The sequence below is a fragment of the Xanthomonas sacchari genome (assembly GCF_024266585.1).
Taxonomy (GTDB): domain Bacteria; phylum Pseudomonadota; class Gammaproteobacteria; order Xanthomonadales; family Xanthomonadaceae; genus Xanthomonas_A; species Xanthomonas_A sacchari_C.
Genome location: NZ_CP100647.1, coordinates 1907246 through 1932568, shown reverse-complemented (window position 1 = coordinate 1932568; position 25323 = coordinate 1907246). Strand labels below are relative to the sequence as shown.

General features: G+C 69.7%; 17 protein-coding genes. 6 read left to right on the top strand and 11 right to left on the bottom strand.

Translation table 11 applies throughout. The annotated features are described in order from the left end of the window. Positions 1–170: 170 nt before the first annotated feature. Both NKJ47_RS07740 and NKJ47_RS07735 read left to right on the top strand, forming a co-directional pair. Positions 171–620, top strand: a complete 450-nt coding sequence (locus NKJ47_RS07740; protein WP_254460902.1) for a hypothetical protein — start codon at positions 171–173, stop codon at positions 618–620. Positions 621–1151: 531 nt separating this feature from the next. Further along, positions 1152–2420 (top strand): arsenic transporter, encoded by a 1269-nt coding sequence (locus tag NKJ47_RS07735; protein WP_254460901.1) that lies wholly within the window; start codon positions 1152–1154, stop codon positions 2418–2420. A 313-nt stretch (positions 2421–2733) separates the two neighbouring features. On the opposite strand, the gene NKJ47_RS07730 is transcribed toward NKJ47_RS07735, so the two are convergent. Next, positions 2734–4110: an amino acid permease gene (locus NKJ47_RS07730; protein ID WP_254460900.1), complete on the bottom strand. Its 1377-nt coding sequence runs from the start codon at positions 4108–4110 to the stop codon at positions 2734–2736. A 521-nt stretch (positions 4111–4631) separates the two neighbouring features. Here NKJ47_RS07730 and NKJ47_RS07725 point away from each other — a divergent pair. Then, positions 4632–5114 carry a hypothetical protein gene (locus NKJ47_RS07725; protein ID WP_254460899.1) on the top strand — a complete coding sequence of 161 codons (483 nt, stop codon included), beginning with the start codon at positions 4632–4634 and terminating at the stop codon, positions 5112–5114. A gap of 329 nt (positions 5115–5443) precedes the next feature. On the opposite strand, the gene NKJ47_RS07720 is transcribed toward NKJ47_RS07725, so the two are convergent. From NKJ47_RS07720 to NKJ47_RS07690, 7 genes are all read right to left on the bottom strand, one after another. Further along, positions 5444–7699: a methyl-accepting chemotaxis protein gene (locus tag NKJ47_RS07720; RefSeq protein ID WP_254460898.1), complete on the bottom strand. Its 2256-nt coding sequence runs from the start codon at positions 7697–7699 to the stop codon at positions 5444–5446. A gap of 804 nt (positions 7700–8503) precedes the next feature. Next, entirely contained in the window at positions 8504–10768 is a 2265-nt protein-coding gene (locus NKJ47_RS07715; RefSeq protein ID WP_254460897.1) for a methyl-accepting chemotaxis protein, read from the bottom strand. A gap of 438 nt (positions 10769–11206) precedes the next feature. Beyond that, the gene (locus NKJ47_RS07710; protein ID WP_254460896.1) at positions 11207–12271 is read right to left on the bottom strand and encodes a pectate lyase family protein; all 1065 of its coding nucleotides are present in this window, start codon (positions 12269–12271) and stop codon (positions 11207–11209) included. Between the two features lie 420 nt (positions 12272–12691). Beyond that, positions 12692–14704, bottom strand: a complete 2013-nt coding sequence (locus NKJ47_RS07705; RefSeq protein ID WP_254460895.1) for a M1 family metallopeptidase — start codon at positions 14702–14704, stop codon at positions 12692–12694. A 223-nt stretch (positions 14705–14927) separates the two neighbouring features. Further along, positions 14928–15875, bottom strand: coding sequence for an aspartate carbamoyltransferase catalytic subunit (locus tag NKJ47_RS07700; protein ID WP_254460894.1), 948 nt, complete (start codon positions 15873–15875; stop codon positions 14928–14930). A gap of 19 nt (positions 15876–15894) precedes the next feature. Beyond that, positions 15895–16392, bottom strand: a complete 498-nt coding sequence (ruvX, locus tag NKJ47_RS07695) for a Holliday junction resolvase RuvX (protein ID WP_254461370.1) — start codon at positions 16390–16392, stop codon at positions 15895–15897. A 7-nt stretch (positions 16393–16399) separates the two neighbouring features. Next, on the bottom strand, positions 16400–16966 hold the full coding sequence (locus NKJ47_RS07690) for a YqgE/AlgH family protein (RefSeq protein WP_254460893.1): 567 nt from the start codon (positions 16964–16966) through the stop codon (positions 16400–16402). Positions 16967–17074: 108 nt separating this feature from the next. Here NKJ47_RS07690 and NKJ47_RS07685 point away from each other — a divergent pair, with 108 nt between their 5' ends. The 3 genes from NKJ47_RS07685 to NKJ47_RS07675 all read left to right on the top strand — a co-directional run bounded on the left by NKJ47_RS07685 (position 17075) and on the right by NKJ47_RS07675 (position 20410). After that, a complete protein-coding gene (locus tag NKJ47_RS07685; RefSeq protein WP_254460892.1) occupies positions 17075–18868 on the top strand; it encodes a DUF4153 domain-containing protein in 1794 nt (597 codons plus the stop codon). A gap of 14 nt (positions 18869–18882) precedes the next feature. Continuing rightward, complete coding sequence (locus tag NKJ47_RS07680) at positions 18883–19422, top strand: DNA-3-methyladenine glycosylase I (RefSeq protein WP_254460891.1); 540 nt, start codon at positions 18883–18885, stop codon at positions 19420–19422. An 85-nt stretch (positions 19423–19507) separates the two neighbouring features. Next, positions 19508–20410 (top strand): DUF72 domain-containing protein, encoded by a 903-nt coding sequence (locus NKJ47_RS07675; protein ID WP_254460890.1) that lies wholly within the window; start codon positions 19508–19510, stop codon positions 20408–20410. 29 nt (positions 20411–20439) lie between these two features. Here NKJ47_RS07675 and NKJ47_RS07670 read toward each other — a convergent pair whose 3' ends face one another. Genes NKJ47_RS07670 through NKJ47_RS07660 form a run of 3 tightly spaced genes read right to left on the bottom strand, consistent with a single transcriptional unit; the run spans position 20440 to position 25148 of the window. Further along, the gene (locus tag NKJ47_RS07670) at positions 20440–21555 is read right to left on the bottom strand and encodes an FAD-dependent oxidoreductase (protein ID WP_254460889.1); all 1116 of its coding nucleotides are present in this window, start codon (positions 21553–21555) and stop codon (positions 20440–20442) included. Positions 21556–21601: 46 nt separating this feature from the next. Continuing rightward, on the bottom strand, positions 21602–23680 hold the full coding sequence (locus NKJ47_RS07665; protein WP_254460888.1) for a LodA/GoxA family CTQ-dependent oxidase: 2079 nt from the start codon (positions 23678–23680) through the stop codon (positions 21602–21604). 37 nt (positions 23681–23717) lie between these two features. After that, on the bottom strand, positions 23718–25148 hold the full coding sequence (locus NKJ47_RS07660; protein WP_254460887.1) for a hypothetical protein: 1431 nt from the start codon (positions 25146–25148) through the stop codon (positions 23718–23720). Positions 25149–25323: the final 175 nt, after the last annotated feature.

Sequence of the window (25323 nt, the reverse complement as noted above, 5' to 3'; positions counted from 1 at the left end):
ACACTGCCGCCACGGCGCGGCCGCAGACCGAGCCAGTGACGCCCCACCTGCACAGCGCGGCGGCGACACCCCACCCCGGCGCGGAGTAGCGCAAGCACATCGCCGCGCTGTCGGCTGCACGGCGCCGCGCGAAAGCGCGTACAGTCCGCGCTTTCGCGCACAGGCCGAGCATGGCGACCGCCCCCTCCTCATCGCAGACCGCCTTCCACGCCCGTTTGCGCGCCCTGGAACCGAGTGCGGCGACGATCGCCGACGCGGCGGTTCCGCCGTTGCTGGTGCCGGCATGCGACGACGCCACCGCCCTGCAACTCAGCGACAGCGGACGCTGGCTGCTGCAGGTGCTGGACGCGCTGGAGGCCCTGCACCAAGCCGCACAAGCCACCCGCCTGTCCGCCGATGTGCTGCGGCGCGACCAGAAGTTCGCCCCGCCCGGGCGGCCGTCGCTGCACCTGGTGCAGTTGCGCCAGCAGCAGGCGGCCGCGCAACAGGCCGTGCGCCGCGCCAACCAGGCGCTGGCCCAGGCCGCTGCCGGCTTCGTGCGCAGCGCCGGACTGACGCCGCCGCCACGGATCGCGCCGGTGGCGTTCGTGCAGGGGTGGATCGCGCGCCATCTGCGGTAGAGCCGGGACCCGTGATCCGGGACCGGGAAGCGCGGGAGCGACGTCCGGGCACCGCGAATAATGACGGGCAGTCTGTGGCAGGAGCGGCTTCAGCCGCGACGAGGCGTTCCCGGTAAAGCCTGTCGCGGCTGAAGCCGCTCCTACAACGGCGTGATGCGTCGCCGACGCGGGGCATTCGAGGTGCGCTGAAGCCGCTTCCACCAAGCAAGCTGGATCCAGCTTGAGTGTGGCGAAAGCGAGCGACCAGAGGCGCCCTTCTTTCGCGTTTGACCGCTATGCAGCGAGGCTTGGCGGGACCGTCGCGATCGCGAAGCGAAGCTGGACCCGGCCAGCACCGCGCGGGACATCGCTTGCGCTGTTTCCCGGGCCCCGGGTCCCGAGTCCCGGCTTCATGTCCCACACGCTATCCTTCCCCGCCCCACGCCTGCCCCGACGCCCCATGCCCGCGCCCGCCCCCATCGCCCTCCCCTGCCCTGTCGCGGCGACCTCCTCGCGCGCGCGCCTTGGCGCCCGCGCTACGGCAACAGCGGCATGAGCATGCCCGGCGCGCACACGGCCAATCTCGCCACCTGGGGCATCTGCGCACTGGCCACGGCCGGGGTGATCGCGCGGCCGTTCAAGCTGCCCGAGGCGTGCTGGGCGGTGGGCGGCGCGCTGCTGCTGATGGCGCTGGGGCTGATGCCCGGCGGCGAGGCCTGGCAGGCGGTGCTCAAGGGCCTGGACGTCTATCTGTTCCTGATCGGCATGATGCTGCTGTCGGAGACCGCCCGCGCCGAAGGCCTGTTCGACTGGGTGGCGATGCATGCGGTGAACCTGGCCAAGGGTTCGACCCAGCGCCTGTTCGCGCTGGTGTTCGGCGTCGGCATCGTGGTCACCGCGTTCCTGTCCAACGACGCCACCGCGGTGGTGCTGACCCCGGCGGTGTACGCGGCCGCGCGCAAGGCCGGGGCCAAGCCGCTGCCGCTGCTGTTCGCCTGCGCGCTGATCGCCAACGCCGCCAGCTTCGTGCTGCCGATTTCCAACCCCGCCAACCTGGTGCTGTACGGCGGCAAGATGCCGAGCCTGGGCGCGTGGATGGCCGCGTTCGCGCTGCCGTCGCTGCTGGCGATCGGGGTGACCTTCGCGATGCTGCGCTGGGCCGAGCGCAAGGACCTGACCGGCCGCTGCGCCGCGCGCGTGGACACGGTGCCGCTGACCCGCGGCGGCACCTTCGCCCTGGTCGGCATCCTCGCCACCGCCGCGCTGCTGGTGGGCGTGTCCGCGCTGGGCCTGGACCTGGGCCTGCCGACCTGCCTGGCCGGCCTGGCCACGCTGGGCGTGGTCTGCCTGGGCGGCCGGCAGTCGCCGCTGCCGATGGCCAAGGCGGTGTCGTGGTCGGTGCTGCCGCTGGTGGCCGGCCTGTTCGTGCTGGTGGAGGCGCTGTCGCGCACCGGCGTGATCGGACTGCTCGCGCGCACCCTGGCCGACGCCGCCGCGCAGTCGCCGCAGGCCACCGCCGGCATCGCCGGCACCGTGCTGGCCTTCGGTTCCAACCTGATGAACAACCTGCCCGCCGGGCTGATCGCCAGCACCACCGTGGCCCAGGCGCAGCCGCCGCAACTGGTGGTGGACGCCCTGCTGATCGGTGTGGACCTGGGCCCGAACCTGTCGATCACCGGCTCGCTGGCAACCATCCTGTGGCTGACCGCGATCCGTCGCGAGGGCGAGGACGTGGGCTTCTGGCGCTTCCTCAAGGTCGGCGCGCTGGTGATGCCGCCGGCGCTGCTGTGCGCGCTGGGCGCGCGCCTGCTGCTGGGCTGAGCGGCGCGCGTCCATTTCGCGGGATCAGCGCAACGCGCGTCGCGGCTGAAGCCGCTCCTACAGCGGAATTGCTGCGAGCTGTCGGTGCGGTGGTAGGAGCGGCTTCAGCCGCGACAGGCATTACCGCGGACGCCTGCCGCGGTTGATCCCGCGAAAAGGCGACCAGCGCCGCCCTCCAGCGACACTCACGCCGCAAGCGAAACCCCCTGTGGGAGCGACTTCAGTCGCGACGCGCAGCACCCTCCGGCCATCGGCAAACCAGCGGGCCGAAAACCCCTCCGCAACGGCATGCCCCCAACGGGGCGGCTGCGCCCTACCCCGCGCGCAGCCGCCGCGCCACGCCGCTGACCAGCGCGATGGCCGCGGTCAGCGCCGCCATCGACAGGAACTGCGTGCGGGTGTCCGGCGAGGCCACCAGCAGGCCGAAGATCAGCGCCAGGATCGCCAGCGCCAGCACCGTGAGCACCGGATAGCCGCGCATGCGGAACGGCAGGCGGGTGCCGGCGCGGTCGGCGCGCGCGCGCAGGATCAGTTGCGACAGCAGCGAGATCGTCCAGACCAGCAGGCAGGTGGCGCCGACGATGTTCAACAGCACCGGCAGCACCCGGTTGGGATACAGCAGTTCCAGCACCGCGGCGACGAAGCCGAACAGCACGCTGGCCAGCACCGCCAGCCACGGCACCTGCTGCCGGCTGGACGCGGCCAGCGCGCGCGGCGCTTCGCCGCGCTGGGCCAGCGAGAAGATCATCCGCGAGGCGCCGTACAGATTGGCGTTGAGCGCCGACAGCAGCGCGATCACCGCGATCAGGGTGATGCCGGTGGCGGCGCCGGGGATGTTGGCCGCCTGCAGCACCGCGGCGAACGGCGACCGCAGCGCCTCGCTCTGCCACGGCACCACCGCGATGATCACGCTCAGCGAGCCGATGTAGAACACCAGGATGCGCCAGGCCACGGTGCGGATGGCGCGGGCGATGCTGCGCTCCGGGTCGGCGGTCTCGGCCGCGGCCACCGCCACGATCTCGGTGCCGCCGAACGCGAACACCACCACCAGCAGCGCGGCGCCGATGCCGGCCAGCCCCTTCGGCGCGAAGCCGCCGTTGCCGGTGACGTTGGACAGGCCCGGCGAGGCCACCCCGGGCAGCCAGCCGGCCAGCAGTGCGATGCCGACCAGGATGAAGCCGACGATCGCCGCGACCTTGAGGATGGCGAACCAGAATTCGAACTCGCCGAAGTTGCGCACGCCCAGCAGGTTGATCGCGGTGAAGGCGGCCATGAAGGCGATCGCGGCCAGCGGCACCGGCAGGCCCGGCCACACCGTCGCCAGCAGGCCGGCGGCGCCCACCGCCTCGGCGGCGATCACGATCACCAGTTGCAGCCACCACAGCCAGCCCACGGTGGCGCCGGCGGTCGGCCCCATCGCATCGGCGGCGTACACCGAGAACGCGCCGCTGGCCGGCTTGGCCGCCGCCATTTCGCCCAGCGCGTTCATCACGATGATCACCAGGGCGCCGGCGACCAGGTAGGAGACCAGCACCGCCGGCCCCGCCGCGTGCACGCCGACGCCGGAGCCCAGGAACAGGCCGGCGCCGATCGCGCTGCCCAACCCCATCATGATCAGTTGCCGCGGTTTCAGCGCATGGCGCAGGGCGGGAGCGGCGGCAGGCGGGACAGGCGCGGACGGATGCGACATCGGCTCGGTCGGGTCGGGTGCGGGAAACGCGACACGATACAGCCTGACGGCGACGGCGTGCGGCTGCGCGTGCGTTTGGCCAGTTGCGGCCACCGATCGCCCCACCCCCGCGGCGTGGCTGCTGCACCGCAGCGCCGATCCGCGCATGCGGCGGCGGAACGGGCCCCGCGCCCCGATGTGGGCGACCTCCCTGGCGCGCGCGTCCCTCCCCGGCAGCACTTGGGAACGGCACGATCGGGACGGAGTACGGAATAACCTTACATTCAGTCGCCAGGCAAATTCTTCGCATCCCGTTGATTTTGCATATTGACAGCGATACTAACGTCAGAAATACTGAACTCGACGCCCGCCAGATCTCCTATCTCCGTACCTGCCGATGAGGGCGCGAACGCGGAGCCAGGCGGCGGCAGGCGACGACGGACCGGGAGACGGCCCGTTGCGGGCGTTCCGGCCGGAAAGGACCACGGCCACCGCTCGTCCCATGGCGTACAGGTCCGTACATCCAGACAAGGAGAGACACCATGATCAAACCGCTGCTGACCCTGACCATGCTGGCGGCCACGCTGGCCGTGCCCCGCCTGCAGGCCGCCGAGCGCGTGCCGCTCAACGCCGCCGATGCCATCCAGGGCATGGGCGAACGCCTGCCCGTCGGCAAGAAGAACGTCAGCCTGTCGCCGCTGTTCAAGGTCTACACGTTCGAGAAGGCCGGGCTGCGTTTCGTGCAGATCAACTCGCTGCAGGACGAGGTCATCACCGTGCTCACCGCCACGCCGGGCACCGAGGCGCGGCTGCCGATCGGCAGCGCCGCCGAGGAGCAGATGATCGCGATCAACGACGCGAAGAACCAGCCGCTGGGCATGGTCACCGCCGCGGCGAGCTGCCCGTGCAACGCCACCGTGGTCTACCGCGACGCCAACACCACCATCGTGGTGGTCTACGGCTCCAACGGCGAGTACATCACCTCGTACGTGATCAAGACCCCGCGCAGCGGTCCGCCGCAGTAAGCCCCTCCATGCGCCGCGGCCGCACCCGGCGGCCACGGCGCGCTTGGCTGCTGACGGCCATGGCCCCGGTCGCCCGATGGGACCGACCGCCGCCGCATCCGGCGAGGGCGATGCCCTGCGCATGCGGCGTCGCTCCTGCTGGCCCCGAAGGACGTCCGCCCGGGCGCCAGCCGACGTTCGCACAGCACGTCTCCGCGGCGGCCCACCGCCCGCCTACTCGCATCCAGTGCTCCATCGCGCACGCCGGGCAGCGACTCGCAAACGCAAGCGGCCGCCTTCCGAAGAAGACGGCCGCACAACAGCGGTTCGCAGCAGCGGACCGCGTCGGATCAGAACTCCTGCCAGTCCTTGTCCAGCGCCACCGCCGCCGCGAACGCCGGCGCGCGTCGTGCCGGCGCGGCCGCGGTCTGCGGGCGCGGGCTGCGCGTGGTCGTCGGCGCGACATTCCTGGCGCGCGACGGCGACGGGGCTGGCGACGGCGCTGCAGCATGCGTGCCCTCCAGCTTGAACAGCGCCACCGCCTGGGTCAGCTCCACCGATTGCTGCTCCATCGAACGCGCCGCCGCCGTGGCTTCTTCCACCAGCGCCGCATTCTGCTGGGTGCTCTCGTCCATCTGGGTGACGGTCTGGTTGACCTGCTCGATACCCGCCGACTGTTCCTGCGAGGCGGCCGAGATCTCGCCCATGATGTCGGTGACGCGCTGCACGGATGCCACGATCTCCTGCATGGTGCTGCCGGCCTGGTCGACCAGCGACGAGCCCTCGGCGACGCGGGTCACCGAATCGTCGATCAACGCCTTGATCTCCTTGGCGGCATTGGCCGAACGCTGCGCCAGGGTGCGCACCTCGCTGGCGACGACCGCGAAGCCGCGGCCCTGCTCGCCGGCGCGCGCCGCTTCCACCGCCGCGTTGAGCGCCAGGATGTTGGTCTGGAACGCGATGCCGTCGATGACGCCGATGATGTCGGCGATCTTCTTCGACGAGGCCTCGATCCCGCTCATGGTCTCGACCACCTGGCCGACCACCGCGCCGCCCTGCGAGGCCACCGCCGCTGCGCCGCTGGCCAGCTGGTTGGCCTGGCGGGCGTGTTCGGCGTTCTGCTTCACGGTGGAGGTCAGTTCCTCCATCGAGGCGGCGGTTTCTTCCAGGCTGGCGGCCTGCTGCTCGGTACGGCGCGAGAGGTCATCGTTGCCGGTGGCGATCTCGCTGGCAGCGGCATTGATGCTGACCGCGGCGGTCTGGATGCGGCCGACGATGCCGGTCAACTGGTCGGCGGTGGCGTTGGCGTCGTCGCGCATCTGCGCGAACACGCCCTGGAAGTCGCCTTGCATGCGCGCGGTCAGGTCGCCGGAGGCGATGGACTGCAGCAGGGACGACAGCTTGCCCAGGTTGCGATCGCTGACCTCCATCATCGCGTTGAGGTCCTGCACCATCAGCCGGAAGTCGTGCTGGAAGCGGTCGGCGTCGCCACGGGCGCTGAAGTCGCCGGCCGCGGCGGCCGCGGCCAGGCGCTTGATCTCGGTGTTGATCGCCAGCAGGCTGGCCTTGGCCGCATCCATCGATTCGTGCAGTACCGCGCGGCTGCCGGGCAGGCGACGCGCGTCGCGGCGCAGGTCGCCGTTGGCGTATTCGTTGAGCACGTCGATCGCGTCGACGATCGCGTCCAGGTGCTCGAACATCATGGTGTTGATGCCCTTGCTCAACTCGCCGTACACGCCCGGGAAGTCCTGCGGCATGCGGTGGCGCATGTCCTTGTCCGCGTGCAGTTCGATCATCAACGCGGTCTCGTGGGAGAAGCGCTGCAACTGGGTCTGCATGCGGCCCATCGCCAGCAGCAGGCGGCCGGGTTCGTCGCGCGCGTCGGTAGCCACGTCGTTGTCCAGGCGCCCGTCGGCAATGGCCTCGGCGGCGCGGGTGGCGCGGGCCAGCGGCACGGTGAGGCTGCGGGTGATCATCCACGCCAGCAGGCTGCTGACCAGCACCACCGCCAGGCCGCCGGCGATGAGCATAGCGCGCCCACGCGCCATCGCCGCCGTCGCGGCCGCATAGGCCTCGCTGCTGCGCGAGGCCTGCAGATCGGCATAGCGGGCGATGGCGTCCTGCCACTTCTGCGTCAACGGCGCGGACTGCGCCATCAGCAAGGCCAGCGCCTCATCCGGCTTGCCGTGCATGCCCAGATCCATCACCCGGTTGTTGATGTCCACGGTCATCTGCCGGGTGCGGTCGACCTCCGCCAGCACGGCCTGGCTCTGCGCGCTGCTGGGAATGTCCCCGACCCGCTTGCGTGCCGCCAGGTAGCGCGCGCGCTGTTCGGTGATGACCCTGGCGAAACGCAGATTGTCTTCCTGGGAGGTCGGCAACACGATGTTGCGCACGTTCACGGCGATGAGCGAACACGCGTTGAGCATCTCGTTGGAGGTGCGGATCGAGACGATGTTGCGGTTGACGATGCCGTCCAGCCGCTCGCGCGCCTGGAACAGGGTGAACAGCCCGGCGACGACCAGCGCCGAGGACAGCAGGATGAGGATGCCGAACGCGGTGGCGAGCCGGGCGCCAACGTTGTAGCGCTGAAGGAAAGCAATCATGGAAAAGGCCTGTCTGGGGGAATGAAGAGGCAATGGAGCGCCCCGAATCGCGCACGCGACCACTGGCCGTCGTGCGCGCCGGCATGGAAACAAGATGAACAACCCGTGAAAAAGCGTTCCGAATCAAACGCTTGATGACGCAGCCCGCTTACCGTGCGGGCAAAGTAACGGCGCTTCCGCGCGCGTCTTGAGAGGCGATTGCAAAGAATTTATTGAACGCCCTCAGGCACATCATCGGCGTGTGGAGGGCATGCTCACACAGTGCCCGGATCGGCGTTTTTGCGTGAAGGCTGCGTGTACGTCGTGTTGCAATGGACGGCATGGCGCTTGCTTGCGGTAGAAACGCGAGGCCAGAAAAAAAGATGAGCGATTGCGCACCGCGCCGCCCGTCCATGCGCACGGCGCAGGCCAGGAGCGCGATCGCAATCACGCCTTGATATCGACAGGGAACGCGGGGTCGCGCGCCAGCAGCCAAGCACGTCAGCGGATACGCCATGCCGTGTGTGCGATGCGTCGGGCGCACGCGGGACGGCCGTTAAGGTGAAGCAGACCGGCACACGCCCGCCTGCGCGGCGTGCACGCGCGCAGAACGAAGACGGGGATGAGGGCAGCGCGCGGCGCACAGGCACGCGGCCTGGCATCGGTCGGCACCAGATCGTCGCGCCGAGGCAGGCACGGCATCGCGGCCGCACCAGCGGGCGTCCAGGCTGCTGGACGCGATCCCGGCAGCAGCACGACCGCCGGCCTTCGACAGAACGGGCGGCGCGCCTTGCGCCGCCCGCCCGATGACACCCGTGCTACGATTCAGAATTCCTGCCAGTCCGTGTCCAGCGCCACGGCCGCAGCCGGCTGCGCCGCGTGCCGTACCGGTGCGGCGGTGGCCGTGGCCACCGCCGGGCGGACGCTGCGCTTGCCCGCCGACGTCGCGCTGGCCTGGCGCCGCGGCGCCTGCGCCACCGGCGCGGCCGCCGCGGCGTCCAGCTTGAACAGCGCCACCGCCTGGCTCAGTTCCACCGCCTGCTGCTCCATCGAACGCGCCGCCGCACTGGCCTCTTCCACCAACGCCGCGTTCTGCTGCGTGCCCTCGTCCATCTGGGTGACGGTCTGGTTGACCTGCTCGATGCCGGCCGTCTGTTCCTGCGAGGCCGCGGAGATTTCGCCCATGATGTCGGTGACGCGTTGCACCGAGCTGACGATCTCGGACATCGTCTTGCCGGCCTGGTCGACCAGCGCCGAGCCTTCGGCAACGCGGCTGACCGAGTCGTCGATCAGCGTCTTGATCTCCTTGGCGGCATTGGCCGAGCGCTGCGCCAGCGTGCGCACTTCGGTGGCGACGACCGCAAAACCGCGGCCCTGGTCGCCCGCACGCGCGGCTTCCACCGCCGCGTTCAAGGCCAGGATATTGGTCTGGAAGGCGATGCCGTCGATGACGCTGATGATGTCGGCGATCTTCTTCGACGAGGCCTCGATGCCGCTCATGGTGTCGACCACCTGACCGACCACCGCGCCGCCCTGCGAGGCCACCGCGGCGGCACCGACCGCCAGCTGGTTGGCCTGGCGCGCATGCTCGGCGTTCTGGCGCACGGTGGAGGTCAGTTCCTCCATCGAGGCGGCGGTCTCTTCCAGGCTGGCGGCCTGCTGCTCGGTACGGCGCGACAGGTCGTCGTTGCCGGAGGCGATCTCGCTGGCCGCGGCGTTGATCGATACCGCCGAGTGCTTGATGCGGCCGACGATGCCGGCCAGTTGTTCGGCGGTGGCATTGGCGTCGTCGCGCATCTGCGCGAACACGCCGCTGAAGTCGCCGTGCATGCGTGCGGTCAGGTCGCCTGCGGCGATCGCCTGCAGCAGCGTCGACAGCGCCTGCAGGTTGCCGTCGGCGGTGGCCATCAGTTGGTTCAGGCTCTCCACCATCACCCGGAAGTCGTACTGGAAGCGCTCGGCGTCGCCGCGCGCGCTGAAGTCGCCGTCGGCGGCGGCGATCGCCAGCTGCTTGATCTGCCCATTCATCGCCGACAGGTTGGCCTTGACCTCGTCCATGGTCTGGCTCAGCACCGCTTCCTCGCCAGGCAATCGGTCCATGTCTTGCGACAGGTCGCCGATCGCATAGCGGCCCATGATCTGCGCCAGGCGGTTCTTGACCGCCAGATGCGAGGCCACCAATGCATTGGTCTCGGCGGCCATGCGCCCGTAGTCGCCGGGGAAGGCCTGCACTTCGATACGGTGGCTGACTTCGCCCGCGTCGTGGCGCTTGGCCATCTCCAGTTGTGCGCCGATCAGGTTGCGCACCTGTTGCTGCATGCCCTGCATCGCCACCATCAGACGGCCGGTCTCGTCGCGGGCATCGGTACGCACGTCGTTGTCGAGCTTGCCGTTGGCGATGTCCTCGGCAACGCGGGTAGCGCGGGTCAGCGGCACGGTCAGGCTACGCGTGATCAACCAGGCCAGCACACCGCTGACCAGAACCACGATGGCGCCGCCGGCCAGCAGCAAGGCACGGCCGCGGCCCATCGCCACCTGGGCGCTCGCATACGCCTTGGCGCTTTGCTCGCGCTGCCGGTTGGCGTAGGTGTCGATCGCCTCGCGCCACAGATTGGTCGCCGGCGCCGCCTTGCTCATCAGCACCTTCAGCGCCTCTGCGTCCTTGTCGGCCATGCCGAGATCCAGCACCTCCTGGTTGGCACTGCGTGTGCGCTGGTAGGCAGCGTCGATCGTCTTGCGCATCTGCACGCCGACCGGACTGGTGTTGGGAATCGCGTACAGCTTGTCGTGGGTCTGCTCGTAGTACTGGCGCTGCTGCTCGATGACCCTGGCGAAACCCTCGTTCTCTTCATGGGAGGTCGGCAGCACGATATTGCGCAGGTTGATCGCGATCTGCGAACTGGCGCTGCGCATTTCGCTGGCGTAGGCGAAGATCTGCATGCGTCGATTGACGATGGTATCCATCAGTTCGCGGGCCTGCTTCAACGTGAGCAGGCCCGCGACGACGAGCGTACAGGAGAGCAGGATGAGGACGCCGAAGGCGGATGCGAGCCGCGTCCCGACGTTGTAGCGCTGAAGGAATCCGATCATGTGGAGGGCACCAGGTGAGAAAAGGAGAGGAGCCCGCGCCACGACCGGGATCGCGCAAGACAACGTCAGGCCTGCGGCCTGGACGCGATGCGACGGAGAAGAAGGACAACACACTTCCACCGACCGCATCAGGAACGTCCCGTGCGGGTACTCGCTTTAGGTAACGGCGGCGCCGTCCGATTCTTGATGCGTAACTGCGCACATTTTTTACGATGCACCAACATCGGGAAAAGGGACGCACAAGAATGGGGAAAAAGACCTCTGGGCACCATACGGCATCAAATTCACGTGAAAACGGCAGATCCCGGTCGACGGACACCGCCGCGCACGCTGCGCAACGCGGCACCGGACAATCTCCCGAAATGCCGCAAACGGCATACATTTGGTGACACTTCCATGACAGCCGCCTCCGCGCCGCGGCGCGGAGGCGGCCACGCCTCACTCCGCCAGATGGGTGCCGGCGCCGGCGGTGGCGATGACCTTGGCCTTGACCTGCGCGGCGGGAATCGCCGTGTACAGGTAGCCCAGCGGCTCGGGATAGGTCTTGGACGAAATCCAGGTGGTGGCGTTGGCGTAGGGCTTGCTGGTGCTCTCCGGCACGGTCCAGGTGATGCCGTTGCCGACGTAGTTGTTGATCAGGTCCCAATAGCCGATCTCGCTGCTGTCGCGCGAGGTGACCGGGTTCTTGATGTTCTCGAAGTAGTTGGCTTCGATCAGCGCCACCCCGCCCATGCGCACGTTGATGCCGGAGGTGAAGACGTTGTTGAAGTAGTTGTTGTAGATGTGGCTGAGCCCGCGCCGCTGCAGCGGCAGGCGCGATTCCACGTTCTCGAAGCGATTGTGGTGATAGGTGGTGCGTGCGGCGGCGTTCTGGGTGTCGCTGTCGCTGTAGCCGTTGAGTGCGACCTTCTGGTAGTCGTGGATGTAGTTGTACGACACGGTGACGTGGTTGACGCCCTTCTTCATGTCGATGCCGCCGTCGAAGGAGGCGTCGCCCGCGCCCGGGCACTTGGTCAGCGAGGCGAAGATCGTGTTGTGGTCGATCCAGATGTTGGACGGCTGGCCGCTGGAATTGCCTTCCAGCGCGATCGAATCGGCATCCTCGCCGCCGGGCAGCAGGCCGATGGTCATGTTGCGGATGATGACGTTGTGCGCGTTGCCGACCACGCGCACGCCGAAATTGGCCGAGGAGCCGTTGGCGCCCTGGATGGTGATGTCGCGCTTGTTCTTGATCTGCACGGTCTTGGCCGGCAGTTTCCATTGGGTGCACACGTCGGTGATGCTGGCGAAGTTGAAGCTGCCGGTGTAGTGGAGCACCAAGCCACCGGAACCGGCGTAGTTGTCGATCGCCGCCTGCATCGCCTCCATCGTGGCGACATTGACCGGGATGGCATTGCCGCCGCCGGTGGTATTGGCCCCGTAACCGACGGGGCCGGCGAAGGCCGGGGTGGCGCCTGCGGCCAACGCGAGCGCCAGTGCGCCCCTGCGGAATTGCTGCTGCATGATTGTCTCTCCCAGTTGTCGCGATGAGTGCGGGACGCATGGCGCTGCGCGCATGCGCCGGCACGGGGCGTGGGGGCCGGCGGCATTCTTGGAATGCGCGCTGCGGCCCACGCAATCGCCGCGACGCCGAACTGGAACCCCGCGCCCCGTTCGCGACGCAGGACAGGACAAGCGGACACGCACGGTCCGCAGGAGACAGACAGCGACAGCCGGGGACAGGCCGTCTACACGCGCGCCGCGTGGGCCACAGGTCGTCGACAATGACGGCGAACGCACGCGCATCGCACGCAGCGCGATCGAGGCCGGTGCACCGCATCGGGACAAGCGCGCACTGGCGGCGCGCAACGGCAAATGTTGCGGCCGCAGCACGTTTGCGCGGGCCATCCGACGCCGACGACGGCGCGGATGGCCGCGGCGCGATCAGCTCACCGTATCGAGGCGGTTGTCGCTGCGGTCGGCGTCGGGCAGCACATGATCCGGATCCAGGGTCACGTGCAGCACCTTCTGCGTGCTCGGCACGCGGATCTGCGGCTGGACCTGCTGCATCCAGGTCTCCACCGGCACGCGCTGGTCCAGGTGGCTGCCGTCGGCGAAATCGATGCGCAAGGTCGCCGGCATCACCAGCTTCTGGCGGCTGCGCAGGGTCACCAGCAGGCCCTTGGCGGGGTCGTGGTCGACATAGGCGGCCGCGCGCACGCCCATGTCCAGCTGCCAGTTGTTGAAGTACCAGCCGCGCCACCACCAGCTCAGGTCCTCGCCGGACTCGCTCTCCATCAGCCGGAAGAAATCCGACGGCGTCGGATGCTTGTAGGCCCAGCTGGCGATGTACCTGCGGAACGCCGGATCGAAGCGCGCCGGGCCGAGGATCTGTTCGCGCAGCAGCACCAGGCCCAGCGCGCCCTTGAAGTAGGTCAGCGGATGCCGGTAGGTCTCGCTGGTGGCGTCGGCGCGATCGAGCAGGGTCGGCGCCTGCGCGTCGGCCAGCAACGGCAGGATCTCGTCCACCGGGTTGCCGCCGCCGGGCGCGTACTCGCCGTCGCGCTTGGGTGCGAATTCGCCGTGGTTGATCGCGTCGGAGGCGTAGACGTCGATGAAGGTGTTGAAGCCCTCGTCCATGAACGCATGGCGGCGCTCGTTGGAGCCGACGATCATCGGGAACCAGCCGTGGCCCAGTTCGTGCGCGGTGATCCAGAACAGCTGCTTGCCGCCGTCCTCCATGTCGTCGAAGACGATGCCCGGATACTCCATGCCGGCGCCATGGCCGCCCAGGTTCACCGCCGCCGGCCAGGGGTACGGGTACCACTGCGAGAAGTGTTCGATCGAGGCTTTCACAAACTCGGTGGAGCGGCCCCACTTGTCGGTGCCCACCGCGCTGCGCGGATACACCGACATCGCCAGCGCATGCTTGCCCTCGGGCAGGTTGATCCGCGCCGCATCCCAGACGAACGCCGGCGAGGCGGCGAAGGCCACGTCGCGGGTGTGGTCCATGTGGAAGCGCCAGGTCTGGGTGCCGCTGGCGCTGGGCCGGCTGGCCGCGGCGCCGATCTCGTCGGCGCCGCGGATGGTCACCGTGCGGTCGCTGGCGGCCGCCTGCGCCAGGCGCTGGCGCTGGGTGGCGGTGAGCACCTGCGCCGGGTTCACCAGTTCGCCGGAACCGGCGACCAGGTAGTCCCACGGCACCGTCACCGCGTAGTCGAAATCGCCGTACTCCAGGTAGAACTCCGCCCCCAGGTAGGGCTGCGTGTCCCAGCCGCGCAGGTCGTCGTACACGGCCATGCGCGGATACCACTGCGCGATCTCGTAGATGTCGCCGTCGGCGGTGGGGGTGACCGCGGTACGGCCGCCCCAGATGCCGGGGACGGTGTAGGCGTAGTCGATGTGCAGCTTGAGCGCCTTGCCGCTGTCCAGCGGCTGCGGCAGGTTCACGCGCATGCGCGTGTCGTCGATCAGGAAGGTCGCCGGCACGCGCTTGCCGCCCTGCTCCAGTTCCACCCTGGCGATGCGGTAACCGTCGGTGGTCTGCGGCGCGGGCCGGTCCGCGCGCGCGGCACGCAGGGTGCGGGCGCGGGCATCGGCGCGGTACAGGTTCTGGTCCAGCTGCAGCCACAGCACGTCCAGCGCGTCCGGGCTGCGGTTGCTGTAGGTGATGGTCTCCTGGCCGCGCAGCGTGTGCGTGGCCGGCTCCAGGGTGGCGTGCAGGTCGTAGTCGACGCGGTTCTGCCAGTACTGCGGGCCCGGCACGCCGCCGCCGCTGCGGTAGGCGTTGGCTGGGTGCGGCAACTGCAGCGGCGCGAACAGCGCCTGCGGATCGTAGGCGCCCGGGCGGTCCGCGGTGGCGCTGGCGGTGGCGGGTGTGGCGGTGCCGGCCTGGGCGGCGGCGACAAGCGGAAGGCAGGCCGCGGCGAACGCAGCGCGGCGCAGAACAGGGTTCATGGTGGCGTCCGTGGGGAGGATCGCCGCCGATGGTAGGCCGAATCGGGATGGCGCGGATGTGCCGATCGCCATCTTCGGGTGCGATGCCGTCTTAGGCGCGGCTCAGGGCATCGCGCATCACGACGGGACGTGTCCTGTAGCAGCGGCGGCTGCCACGACAGGCGCGACCGGGAATGCCCGGTCGCGGCTGAAGCCGCTCCTACGGAAGTGCCGAGCGCGGGCCTCAGCCCAACAGCGTCTCCAGCACCGCCATGCGCACCGCCACGCCGTTGGCGACCTGGCGCAGGATGCACGACTGCGCGCCGTCGGCGACCTCGTCGGTGATCTCCACGCCGCGGTTGATCGGCCCCGGATGCAGCACCACCGCGTCCTTGGACGCGCGGCGCAGGCGCTCGGCGGTGAGGCCGTACTGGCCGTGGTAGTCCTCCAGCGAGGACACCAGGCCTTCCTCCATGCGCTCGCGCTGCAGGCGCAGCATCATCACCGCGTCCACGCCGTCGAGCATGGCGTCGAAATCCTCGCCGACCACGCAGCCGTCCAGGGTGTCGTCGTCGGGCAGCAGTGCGCGTGGACCGCACACGCGCACCTCGCCGGCACCGAGGGTGCGCAGCGCGTGCAGGTCCGAGCGCGCCACCCGCGAATGCTTGACGTCGCCGACGATGACCAGCTTGAGCTTGGAGAAGTCGCCGCCCTTGGCGTGGCGCAGGGTCAGCATGTCGAGCAAACCCTGGGTGGGATGCGCGCTGCGGCCGTCGCCGGCGTTGATCAGCGCCGTGCCCTCGCCGGCCGCTTCGGCCAGACGCTCCACCGCGCCATCCTCGGGGTGGCGCACGACGAAGCCGCGCACGCCCATCGCTTCGAGGTTCTTCAGCGTGTCGCGCGCGGTCTCGCCCTTGCGCGTGGACGAGGTGGAGGCGTCGAAGTTCAGCACGTCGGCGCCGAGCCGCTGCGCGGCCAGGTGGAACGAGCTGCGGGTGCGCGTGGACGGTTCGAAGAACAGCGTGCACACCGCGGTGCCGGCCAGCACACTGCGCTTGCCGACCCGCCCCACCGCGGCGTCGCGGATCTGCCCGGCGCGATCCAGCAGTTGCAGCAGGGTCGCGCGCGGCAGCCCTTCCAGGGTCAGCAGGTGGCGCAGGCGCCCGTTCGAATCGAGTTGCGGATCAGTCATGGCGGGTCCGGGCAGGGGATCAGGAAAGGGGAGTGGCGTCGTCGGGCGCGGCCAGCCAGCGCTCCACGATCACCGCGGCGGCCACCGCGTCCAGCGCGGCGGCGTCGCGGCGGCGCTTGCGGCCGGCGGCACGGTCCACCGCGAAGCGTTGCGCGGCTTCGACCGAACTGGAACGTTCGTCGACCAGCACCACCGGCAGGCGGTAGCGCGCGCCGAGTGCGCGGGCGAAGGCATGCGCGCGCTTGCGGTTGGGCTGGTCGGCGCCGTCGAGGGTGAGCGGATCGCCGACCACCAGGCCGTGCGGCCGCCATTCGGCATGCAGGCGGTCCAGCGCCGGCCAGTCCGGTCCCTGCGCGTGCACGTCGATCACCGCCAGCGCGCGCGCGCCGCTGCCGAAGCTGCTGCCGACGGCCACGCCGATGCGGCGGTGGCCGACGTCGAAACCGAGCACGGTGCCGTCGCGGCGGATCGTCGCGGGCGCGGCGCTGGCAGGCGCGGGTGCGCTAGCCTCAGGCAGACCGGACTCAGGCATGCCCGCTGTAGTCGGTGAGGCGGAACAGGTCCACGCCGATGCGCCCGGCCGCGGTCTGCCAGCGCCGCTCCAGCGGCAGCTCGAACAGCAGCTCGGCATCGGCCGGCGCGGTCAGCCAGCTGTTCTCGCCCAGTTCGTACTCCAGCTGGCCGGCGCCCCAGCCGGCGCAGCCCAGCGCGACCACCGCGTGACGCGGGCCTTCGCCGCGCGCCATCGCCTCGAGCACGTCGCGCGAGGTGGTCAGGAACAGGCCGTCGCCGAACGCCAGGCTGGAATCCCAGCCATGCGCGCCGTCGTGGATGACGAAGCCGCGCTCCGGATGCACCGGACCGCCGCTGAGCACCACCTGCTCGCGCAGCGTGGCATCGATGGTCTCGATGCCCATCTGCTCCAGGACTTCGCCGAGCGTGTACTCGGAGGCGCGGTTGACCACCACGCCCATCGCGCCGTTCTCGTCGTGCTGGCAGATCAACGCCACGCTGCGCGAAAAGTTGGGATCGGACAGCGCCGGCAGCGCGATCAGCAGTTGGTTGGCCAGAGGCGTGGGCAAAGCGGACATGGCGCCATTCTATCGTCCCTCCCGCGTGCGCGCTGCGTGTGGGCGGCGGCAGGCTGCCATAATCCGCCCGGTCGCGGCCCCGACCGGTCGCCCAAGGAGCACGCACGCATGGACACGCCCCCCGACCTGCCGCGCCAGACCCGCGCCTTCATCGTCCTGGTGGCCCTGCTGCAGGGCGCGCTGCTGTACCTGGCGCAGCGCGGCGCCGAGAGCGGCCTGTGGCCGTTCGGTGCGCTGGGCGGACGGGTGTGCTGGTACACCCTGGTGCTGACCGTGCCGACCATGACCCTGCTGTCGGTGCGGCACCTCGGCGCGCTGCGCCTGTGGCAGCACACCATCGCGGTGGCGATGCTGGTGGCGGCCCTGTCCGCCTGGGCGGCCTGGAACGCCACCGGCGCGCCCGGCCTGCGCGCCGGCGAGGTGCTGGGCCCGTTCGGCGCGACCCTGGCGCTGGCGATGTTCGTGCTGCTGCCGTGGCTGCAGTGTCGGCTGCAGCACGGGCGCTGGCAGGCGCCTTACCGCGACCTGTTCGAACACGCCTGGCAGAACGCGCTGACCCTGGCGCTGGCGCTGCTGTTCGTGGGGATCTGCTGGCTGGTGCTGTGGCTGTGGGGCGCCCTGTTCGCGCTGGTCAAGCTGACCCTGTTCCGGGACCTGTTCCGGCAGACCGCCTTCGTCTATCTGGCCACCGGCACCATGTTCGGCCTGGGCCTGCTGATCGGCCGCACCCAGCAGCGCGCGGTGCAGGTGATGCGGCAGATCCTGTTCGCGATCTGCACCGGGCTGCTGCCGCTGCTGGCGTTCGTGGCGGTGCTGTTCGCGCTGAGCCTGCCGTTCACCGGCCTGCAGCCGCTGTGGGAGACCCGCGCCGCGGCCAGCCTCCTGATCGCACTGGTGGCCACGCTGGTGGTCTTCGTCAATGCGGTGTACCAGGACGGCACCGCCGCCGCGCCCTACCCGGCCTGGCTGCAACGGGTGATCGACGCCGGGCTGCTGAGCCTGCCGCTGTACGCGGGGCTGGCGCTGTACGCGCTGTGGCTGCGCGTCGACCAGTACGGCTGGAGCGCCGAGCGCTTCGCCGGGGTGCTGGTCGCGGTGGTCGCCTGCGGCTACGCAGGCGGCTATGCCTGGGCGGCGCTGCGCCCGGGCGCACGCTGGCTGCAGCCGCTGGCGCCGGTGAACCGGGTGCTGTCGTGGACGGTGATCGGCCTGGCGCTGGCTGCCAGCTCGCCGCTGCTGGACCCCTACCGCCTCGTCGTCGGCGACCAGTTGCAGCGCCTGGCCGACGGGCGCACCAGCGCGGCGCAACTGGACCTGGCCTATCTGCGCTTCGACAGCGGCCGCCGCGGCTACCGCGCGGTGCAGGCGCTGCGCGAGGTGCCCGCATTCGCCGACGACCCGGTGCAGCGCGAGCGCCTGCAACGCATCCTGCAGCGCCAGCAGCGCTGGGGCGGCGACAACGACGCTGCGCCACGCAGTACCGATCCGCTGCAGGTGCGCCAGCGCATCGCGCTGGCCGCCGGCAGTACCGAGCCGGACGCCGCGTGGTGGCAGGCGCTGCTGGCCGGGCACATCGAGGACGGCAACTGCCGGCGCGAGGGCGCGCAGTGCGTGGCGCTGCGCCGCGACCTGGACGGCGATGGCCACGACGAGGTGCTGCTGTGCAATGCCGGCGCCGGCTACGGCGTCGAATGCCGGGTCCATACCGACCCGGGCAGCGGCTGGCGCGACGTGGCGCGAACCCATTTCTTCCCGCGCCGCGGCGACAACGCCGAGGCGCTCTACCAGGCGCTGCGCGACGGCAAGCTGCAGGTGCTGCCGCGGCGCTGGCCCGACCTGCAGCTGCCGGGGGCCCGGCGGACCGAGCTGGACGCCGCCGACCCCAACGACCAGACCGACTGACGGATACCCGCCATATGAGCAGCTACTGCGATCTCGCCATCGGCCACCCCGTGCACGGCCATTACCACGACCACGAGTACGGCGTACCGCAACGCGCCGACGCCGACCTGTTCGAGCGGCTGGTGCTGGAGATCAACCAGGCCGGGCTGAGCTGGGAGCTGATGCTGAAGAAACGCGCCGGGTTCCGCGCCGCCTACGCCGGGTTCGACGTGGACACGGTGGCGGCCTTCGGCGAAGCCGACGTGCTGCGCCTGCTCGGCGACGCCGGCATCGTCCGCAACCGGCTCAAGGTGCAGGCGGCGATCCACAACGCCCAGGTGATCCGGGGCTTGCGGGCCAGCCACGGCAGCTTCGCCGCCTGGCTGGACGCACAGCATCCACGCAGCAAGGCCGAGTGGATCACGCTGTTCAAGCGCACCTTCCGCTTCACCGGCGGCGAGATCACCGGCGAGTTCCTGATGAGCCTGGGCTACCTGCCCGGCGCGCATCGCGCAGACTGCCCGGCGTTCGCGCGCATCGCGCAACTGGATCCGCCGTGGATGCGCGCCGGCTGAGCCAGCTGGCGCGCGAGGACCGGCACGACACGGCCTTGCCGCCGCCTGCACGGGCACTGCACGAGGCCGACGGCATGGTCGGCGCATGGCCATGCGCATCGGTATTTCCGGCTGGCGCTACCCGCGCTGGCGTGGTGTCTTCTACCCGCCAGGGCTGACCCAGCGGCGGGAGCTGGAATACGCCGCGCGGTGCTTCCGCTCGGTGGAACTCAACGGCTCGTTCTACTCGCTGCAGACCCCGAAAAGCTACGCCGCCTGGCACGACGCCACGCCGCGCGACTTCGTGTTCGCGGTCAAGGGCCCGCGCTTCGTCACCCACCTGAAGCGGTTGCGCGACTGCGAGCAGCCGCTGGACAATTTCTTCGCCTCCGGCCTGCTCGCGCTGGGGCCGAAGCTGGGGCCGCTGCTGTGGCAACTGCCGCCGTCGCTGGCTTTCGACCACGACCTGCTGGATGCCTTCCTGGCGCTGCTGCCGCGTACCAGCGAGGCCGCCCTGGCGCTGGCGCGCAAGCGCGACAGCACGCGCATGCGCGATCGCAGCCTGCTGCAGATCGACCGCAACCGGCGCCTGCGCCATGCGCTGGAAGTGCGCCACCCCAGCTTCGCCACGCCGGAGGCGGTGGCCTTGCTGCGCAAGCACCGGGTGGCGCTGGTGCAGGACGACACCGCCTGCAAGTGGCCATACCTGGAAGACGTGACCGCCGACTTCCTGTACTTGCGCCTGCACGGCGATGCCCAGCTCTACGCCAGCGGCTACGACGACAAGGCGCTCGACACCTGGGCACAGCGCATCGCCGCCTGGCACCGCGGCAGCGAGCCGGCCGATGCGCAACGCGTCGGCCCGCGCGCACCGGCCCGCGTGCGACGCGACGTGTACTGCTATTTCGACAACGACATGAAGGTACATGCGCCGTTCGACGCGCGGCGCCTGGCGCAACGGCTGGGCGTGCCGACGCCGTGTCCCGCCCGTGGCAACGAAGATGCTTGAGCGCCGCGCCGCGCCGCGCGGCGCACGCGTCAGGCGGCCAGCCGGGCCTGCCAGAACGGTGCCTGCGCCCAGCGCCGCTCGCGCGCGTACAGCGCCTCGCGCTCGCGCAGATAGGTGCGAAAGCGCGCGAACACGCCATCCTGGTACGCCATCAGCGGCGCCGTGCCGGCGCCCTGCAGGTGCGCGGCCAGTGCCTGCGCGGCGGCCTCGCCGTCCTGCAACGCCTTGACGATGCCATGGGCGGTCAGCGGATCGTAGGCACTGGCCGCATCGCCCACCGCCAGCCAGTCCTCGCCCACCACGCGACTGAGGATCGCTGACGGCCCCAGCGCCGCGACCAGACCATTGGCCTGGGCCAGCGTCGCACCGCCCTGCTCCAGCCAGCGCGCGACATGCCGCGTCTCATGCGCCGCCGCCAGCCAGACCGACGCCTCCAGGAACTGGCGCTGCCGCCGCGGCTCCAGCGCCAGCGCCACCATCATCCGCGCGTCCGGCAACTTGGCCGCGTACCACCAGCCGTCCGCGCAGGCTTCCAGCAGCGCCTGCGACGGAATCGTTTCGGCCTGCTCCAGCGCGAACACGCCGGCGACGAAGGCCAGGCAGTCCACTTCGTTGCGGGCCACGCCCAACCGCCGCACCGCCGCGGCAGCGATGCCGCTGGCATCCACCAGGAACCCGGCGCGCAGCCGGCGCACGTCGCCTTCCCCGCCGTGCAGGTCCAGCACATGGTCGCCATCGGCGGCGCGGCCGACCGCGCCCAGGCGCAGGCCGCGCAGCAGCGTGCCGCCCTGCGCCGGCACCGCGGCGGCCAGCATCGCGTCGAAGGCGGCGCGGTCCACATGCCAGCCCTTGCCCTGCCCGGCCACGATGAAATCGTTGTAGCCCAGTTCCGGCCGGCCCCAACTGGCGCAACTGCCGGCCGAGGCCAGCGGCCGCTGCGCAAGGAACGCCTCCCACACGCCCAGCCGCTGCAGCGCCGCACTGGCGGTCGGCGCCAGCGCCTCGCCCAGCCGCCAGCCGGCGGCGCGGCCCATGTCGATTACCACCACGTCCTCGATGCCGCGCGCGGCCAGCGCCAGCGCGGTGGCGCAGCCGGCCACGCCACCGCCGACGATGGCGACGGTGCAGCGGTGGTTTGCGCTCATCGGCGTGTGGCGTGCAGACACGCCATGTGCTCTCGACGCGCGCGCGTCATACCTTCGGATCGACGGGAACATTGGCCATCGGCCAGGGCGCCACGAATTCCTTGCCCGGATCGAACTGGCTCGCCACTTCGAGGAACAACTCGGGCGGATACGGCGGCTTGCCGGGCACCTGCGCGATCTGCGCGCCACTGATGACGAAGCCGACCCTGGACCAATTGGCGACGAAGTCCGCGTACGCCTGGAAGCGTCCGGCCCTGGTCGGATACGGGCTGTCGGTGCCGGCGCCGCGCACCGAGTACACCTGCGGTCCCAGGTACCAGGTGTCGTCGTCCGGATCGACCTGACACAGCGCCGCCGGGTACACCGCGAACGGCCGCTCGGCCGGCCACGACCAGAACAAGGTGTTGTTCGGGTTGACCGTTTGCTGGCCCGGGTTGGGATCGGGCAGATGGGTCGCGCAGGAGTTGTAGTCGGTATGCCAGGGCACCGACATGAACTTGGACAGGTCGCCCGGCTCCACCGGATGCGTTTGCAGCGGCACATAGCCAAAACTCAGGAACGCGCGGTCCTTGCTCGCCTTGCTGTAGTCCAGCGAAGCCTGGTTGATGCGGAACGGACCGCAGTCCTGGGTCTTCCAGTCCTGCACGTAGAGATTGATGTCGCGAATCGGGAACGACACCTCGATGCCCGGGCTGTAGCGGCCGCCGAGGCAATTCTGCAACGTGACCCTGTCCAGCAGTTCGCCGGAACCCAGCTTCGGAGCGTCACCCTGCTTGCATTTTTTTTCGTGCCACTGGCTGAGCAGGAAGTACTGGGTGGCACTGACGCTGAGGAAGCTCTTCTGCGCGTCGCCGAGCGACAGCGGCATCATCGGCGAGCCGGTCTCTGTGTCGGCGGCCGAGGCCGGGTCGCGGATCAGCGTCTTCAGGTTGGGAATCTTCGCGCCCGGATCGTCGGTGGGCTGGATCTGTCCGATCATGTCGTGGCCCTTGACCGCGCCCGACGGCAGGTTGGTGTTCCAGCGCTGCAGCATCGCTGCATGGAAGATCGGCTGGATGTCGTCGCTGAAGGACGGCTGGTAAGCGCCGACGAAGGCGTTGTTGGCGTACAGCGACGGCACCAACCCCAGTTGGCGCACCCACACGTCGTAGACATCGTCCCAGGTGGAGACCACGTTGCGCGTCTGCGGCGCATAGCCCGGATCGCCGGTGACGTACCACGCGCCCTGCACGCTGGCGGTGCTGCCGTCGGTGAAGATCAGCACGGCATTGACCGGGCCATCGGCGGCATCGTCGTACCACAGGCCGTTCTCGGTCGCATCGTTCAATGCCGGATAGGTGCCGTCGGCCCCTCTCACCGCCGAAGTCCGGGCGAAGCCGCCGGCCACGATCAACGCACCATCCGCCTGCACCCGCAGGTCGCCCAACGAATCGAGCTTGCCGAGCGGCTCGTGCAGCGTGTGGAACATCGACGGGAAGCTGACCGGATAGGACGGCTGCGAGTGGATCGCGCCGCTGGCATCGGCGTAGCTGGCGGTGGTGGTCATGTCGAAGGCGACGACCGCTGCATTGCCTGAGGCGGCGCTGATCGCGCGCGGTCCCGGATCGATGACAAGCTGCAGCAGGCGAACCGGATTGTTTGGGTCGGACGAACCGGCGTAATCCGGATTGCGCAGCCGTGGCAGATACGTTGGATGCGGCCCATACGCCTCGATGCCAATGAACTGTGGATTGTTGTGTTCGTCCAGGGTGACCGTCGAATAGTTGTTGAGCTTCTTGTTGGCCAAGTGCACGGTCCACACGATGTCCTTGACGGTCTTGCCGTCGATCGTGCTGCCGACGTCCACGCGCACGCCGCCGCCGTTGGGATACGCGCCGGAACTGCCACTGGGGTAAGCATAGATGTGGAAGCGCGCGGCCTGGCGCTTGACGTTGCCGGCGGCATCGCGGAAGTCGTGCTCGGCAATCGGCGTGGACTCGGTTCCCGGTTGCACCGGCAGTCCGCCGAACAGGCCGTCGGCGTCGCGGGTACCGGCCGCGGTGACCGGTGCCAAATAGAACTCCTGGCTGTCGCCGACGCGGCCGATGCCGATCGCCGGATGCACGCGAAACACGTTGCTGGTCATGGTGACTTGCTCCTGATCCGGATGAGAGGGGCGTGCCTCAGCGCGACGTGGCCGGCCGCGCCGCTGGCGGTGCCTTCTGCGGCACCTGCGCCTGGAAGTAGTCGTTGATCACCACGTGGCTGATGTTGACGTTCAGCCCCGGCAACGACTGCGCGCGCGGATCGGACGAGATCACCTGGGTGGTGTTGTGGCAGGCGAAGCAGTTGTTCTGCGTGCTCTGCACCTGGGTGAAGGTCTCGATGGTGGAATTGGACAGCTTGATCGAGCCGGTGAGCAGCGGCGGCGCGCCCTTCGGCGTCGGCGAGGGAATGCACTCCAGCGCCGACCCTGGTTGGAATGTGCAATCGGGCGCCAACGCGTCTTCGGCGACGAACCAGATCGCGCCGACCTCGAAGTAGTTTTTCCACACGTCGTGCAACTGCGCCTGCACCGAGGCGTTGATCGACTTGATATTGGGAATGTTGCAGTCCGTCGATCCCAGCGGGCACGGCTTCTGGCCGCCGTAGGGCACCATGCGGCAGACCTGGGTCACCGGGCTCAAGGTCTGGGTCTGCGCGTTCAATGTCAGCGCACCGGCACCCGCGGCGTTGACATTGCATTGTTCGATCGGGGTACCGGCCTTGTAGAACGTCCAGTCCTTGTCGGAGACGGGCTGGCCCGGATCGAGCGGCGTATCCACGTCCGGCGCATTGTCGCGGTGCTCGAACGTGGCCCAGATCATTTCCGGATGGCCGTTGACCGTGCCGCCGATGTGGAAGCCGACCAGCGCCACCATCTGGGTTTCGGTGTCGCCGGTAGCGACGATCTTGCCCTTGCGCATGCCCAGCTTGGCGATCTGCGCCTGGCGGGTATAGAACGTGGACACGTCCTCGCCCGGCTGCACCACCTTCCATGCCGCCTTCAGGGTCATGCTGCCGACCTTAAAGGACTTATGCGGATCGAATGCGCGCAGGGCGTTCGGATTCTTCAGGTTATTGTCGGCGATGAAATCGCCAAAATCTTTATTGGAGTGGATCGAGTAATAGACCGCACGTCCATGGCGATCCACCAGCACGCCATCCGGGCCTGCCTGGTCAATCAGTTCCACCGTGCGCGCCTGCTGTGAGCGACCGATCAACGGATCGAGCACGCCGTCGGCAACGCCGCCGATGCCGTCGCTGCTCATGGTCAGGAAACGCGGCTGCCCGCCCACGTCCTGGGTCAGCCACAGGAAGGCGTTCCACGACCACTGATGGAAGGCGCAATTGCTGCTGGACTGGAAGCCGGCCGAATACGGCGCCGGCGTCTGCGCATGCGGGAACCACGAGGGCGCCGGCGGCGCTGGCGGTGCGCAGGCCTCCGCGCTGGGCGCCGGCCCCGATGCGGGCCGCGGCGTGGGCGTGGGCGTACCGCCCCCGCTGCCGGGATTGGGACCCGGGCCCGGATTCACCGCGGAGCACGCCGCGACCACCACACAGACCAATGCCACGAGTCCCATCGCACGTTTCATCGCACCGCCCCTCGTTCCGTGGAAAAACCCTGAGTACCGGCGTCCGCCGCGGCGCGCCGGACAGGCAGCACCGCGCCGCCACGCAAGCGTGGCGTCGAACATCGTGGTGTACGTCATGCAGGTGGATCGCGCTCCCCGCGATCGCGTGCGCCGT

Excerpts from the sequence above, each read along its gene's own strand:
- NKJ47_RS07725 (WP_254460899.1), top strand. The coding sequence starts at position 4,632 with ATGATCAAACCGCTGCTGACCCTGACCATGCTGGCGGCCACGCTGGCC.
- NKJ47_RS07675 (WP_254460890.1), top strand. The coding sequence starts at position 19,508 with ATGGCCATGCGCATCGGTATTTCCGGCTGGCGCTACCCGCGCTGGCGT.
- NKJ47_RS07700 (WP_254460894.1), bottom strand. The coding sequence starts at position 15,875 with ATGACTGATCCGCAACTCGATTCGAACGGGCGCCTGCGCCACCTGCTG.
- NKJ47_RS07740 (WP_254460902.1), top strand. The coding sequence starts at position 171 with ATGGCGACCGCCCCCTCCTCATCGCAGACCGCCTTCCACGCCCGTTTG.
- NKJ47_RS07680 (WP_254460891.1), top strand. The coding sequence starts at position 18,883 with ATGAGCAGCTACTGCGATCTCGCCATCGGCCACCCCGTGCACGGCCAT.
- NKJ47_RS07735 (WP_254460901.1), top strand. The coding sequence starts at position 1,152 with ATGAGCATGCCCGGCGCGCACACGGCCAATCTCGCCACCTGGGGCATC.
- NKJ47_RS07720 (WP_254460898.1), bottom strand. The coding sequence starts at position 7,699 with ATGATTGCTTTCCTTCAGCGCTACAACGTTGGCGCCCGGCTCGCCACC.
- NKJ47_RS07710 (WP_254460896.1), bottom strand. The coding sequence starts at position 12,271 with ATGCAGCAGCAATTCCGCAGGGGCGCACTGGCGCTCGCGTTGGCCGCA.
- NKJ47_RS07685 (WP_254460892.1), top strand. The coding sequence starts at position 17,075 with ATGGACACGCCCCCCGACCTGCCGCGCCAGACCCGCGCCTTCATCGTC.
- NKJ47_RS07715 (WP_254460897.1), bottom strand. The coding sequence starts at position 10,768 with ATGATCGGATTCCTTCAGCGCTACAACGTCGGGACGCGGCTCGCATCC.
- NKJ47_RS07670 (WP_254460889.1), bottom strand. The coding sequence starts at position 21,555 with ATGAGCGCAAACCACCGCTGCACCGTCGCCATCGTCGGCGGTGGCGTG.
- NKJ47_RS07690 (WP_254460893.1), bottom strand. The coding sequence starts at position 16,966 with ATGTCCGCTTTGCCCACGCCTCTGGCCAACCAACTGCTGATCGCGCTG.
- NKJ47_RS07730 (WP_254460900.1), bottom strand. The coding sequence starts at position 4,110 with ATGTCGCATCCGTCCGCGCCTGTCCCGCCTGCCGCCGCTCCCGCCCTG.
- NKJ47_RS07705 (WP_254460895.1), bottom strand. The coding sequence starts at position 14,704 with ATGAACCCTGTTCTGCGCCGCGCTGCGTTCGCCGCGGCCTGCCTTCCG.
- NKJ47_RS07665 (WP_254460888.1), bottom strand. The coding sequence starts at position 23,680 with ATGACCAGCAACGTGTTTCGCGTGCATCCGGCGATCGGCATCGGCCGC.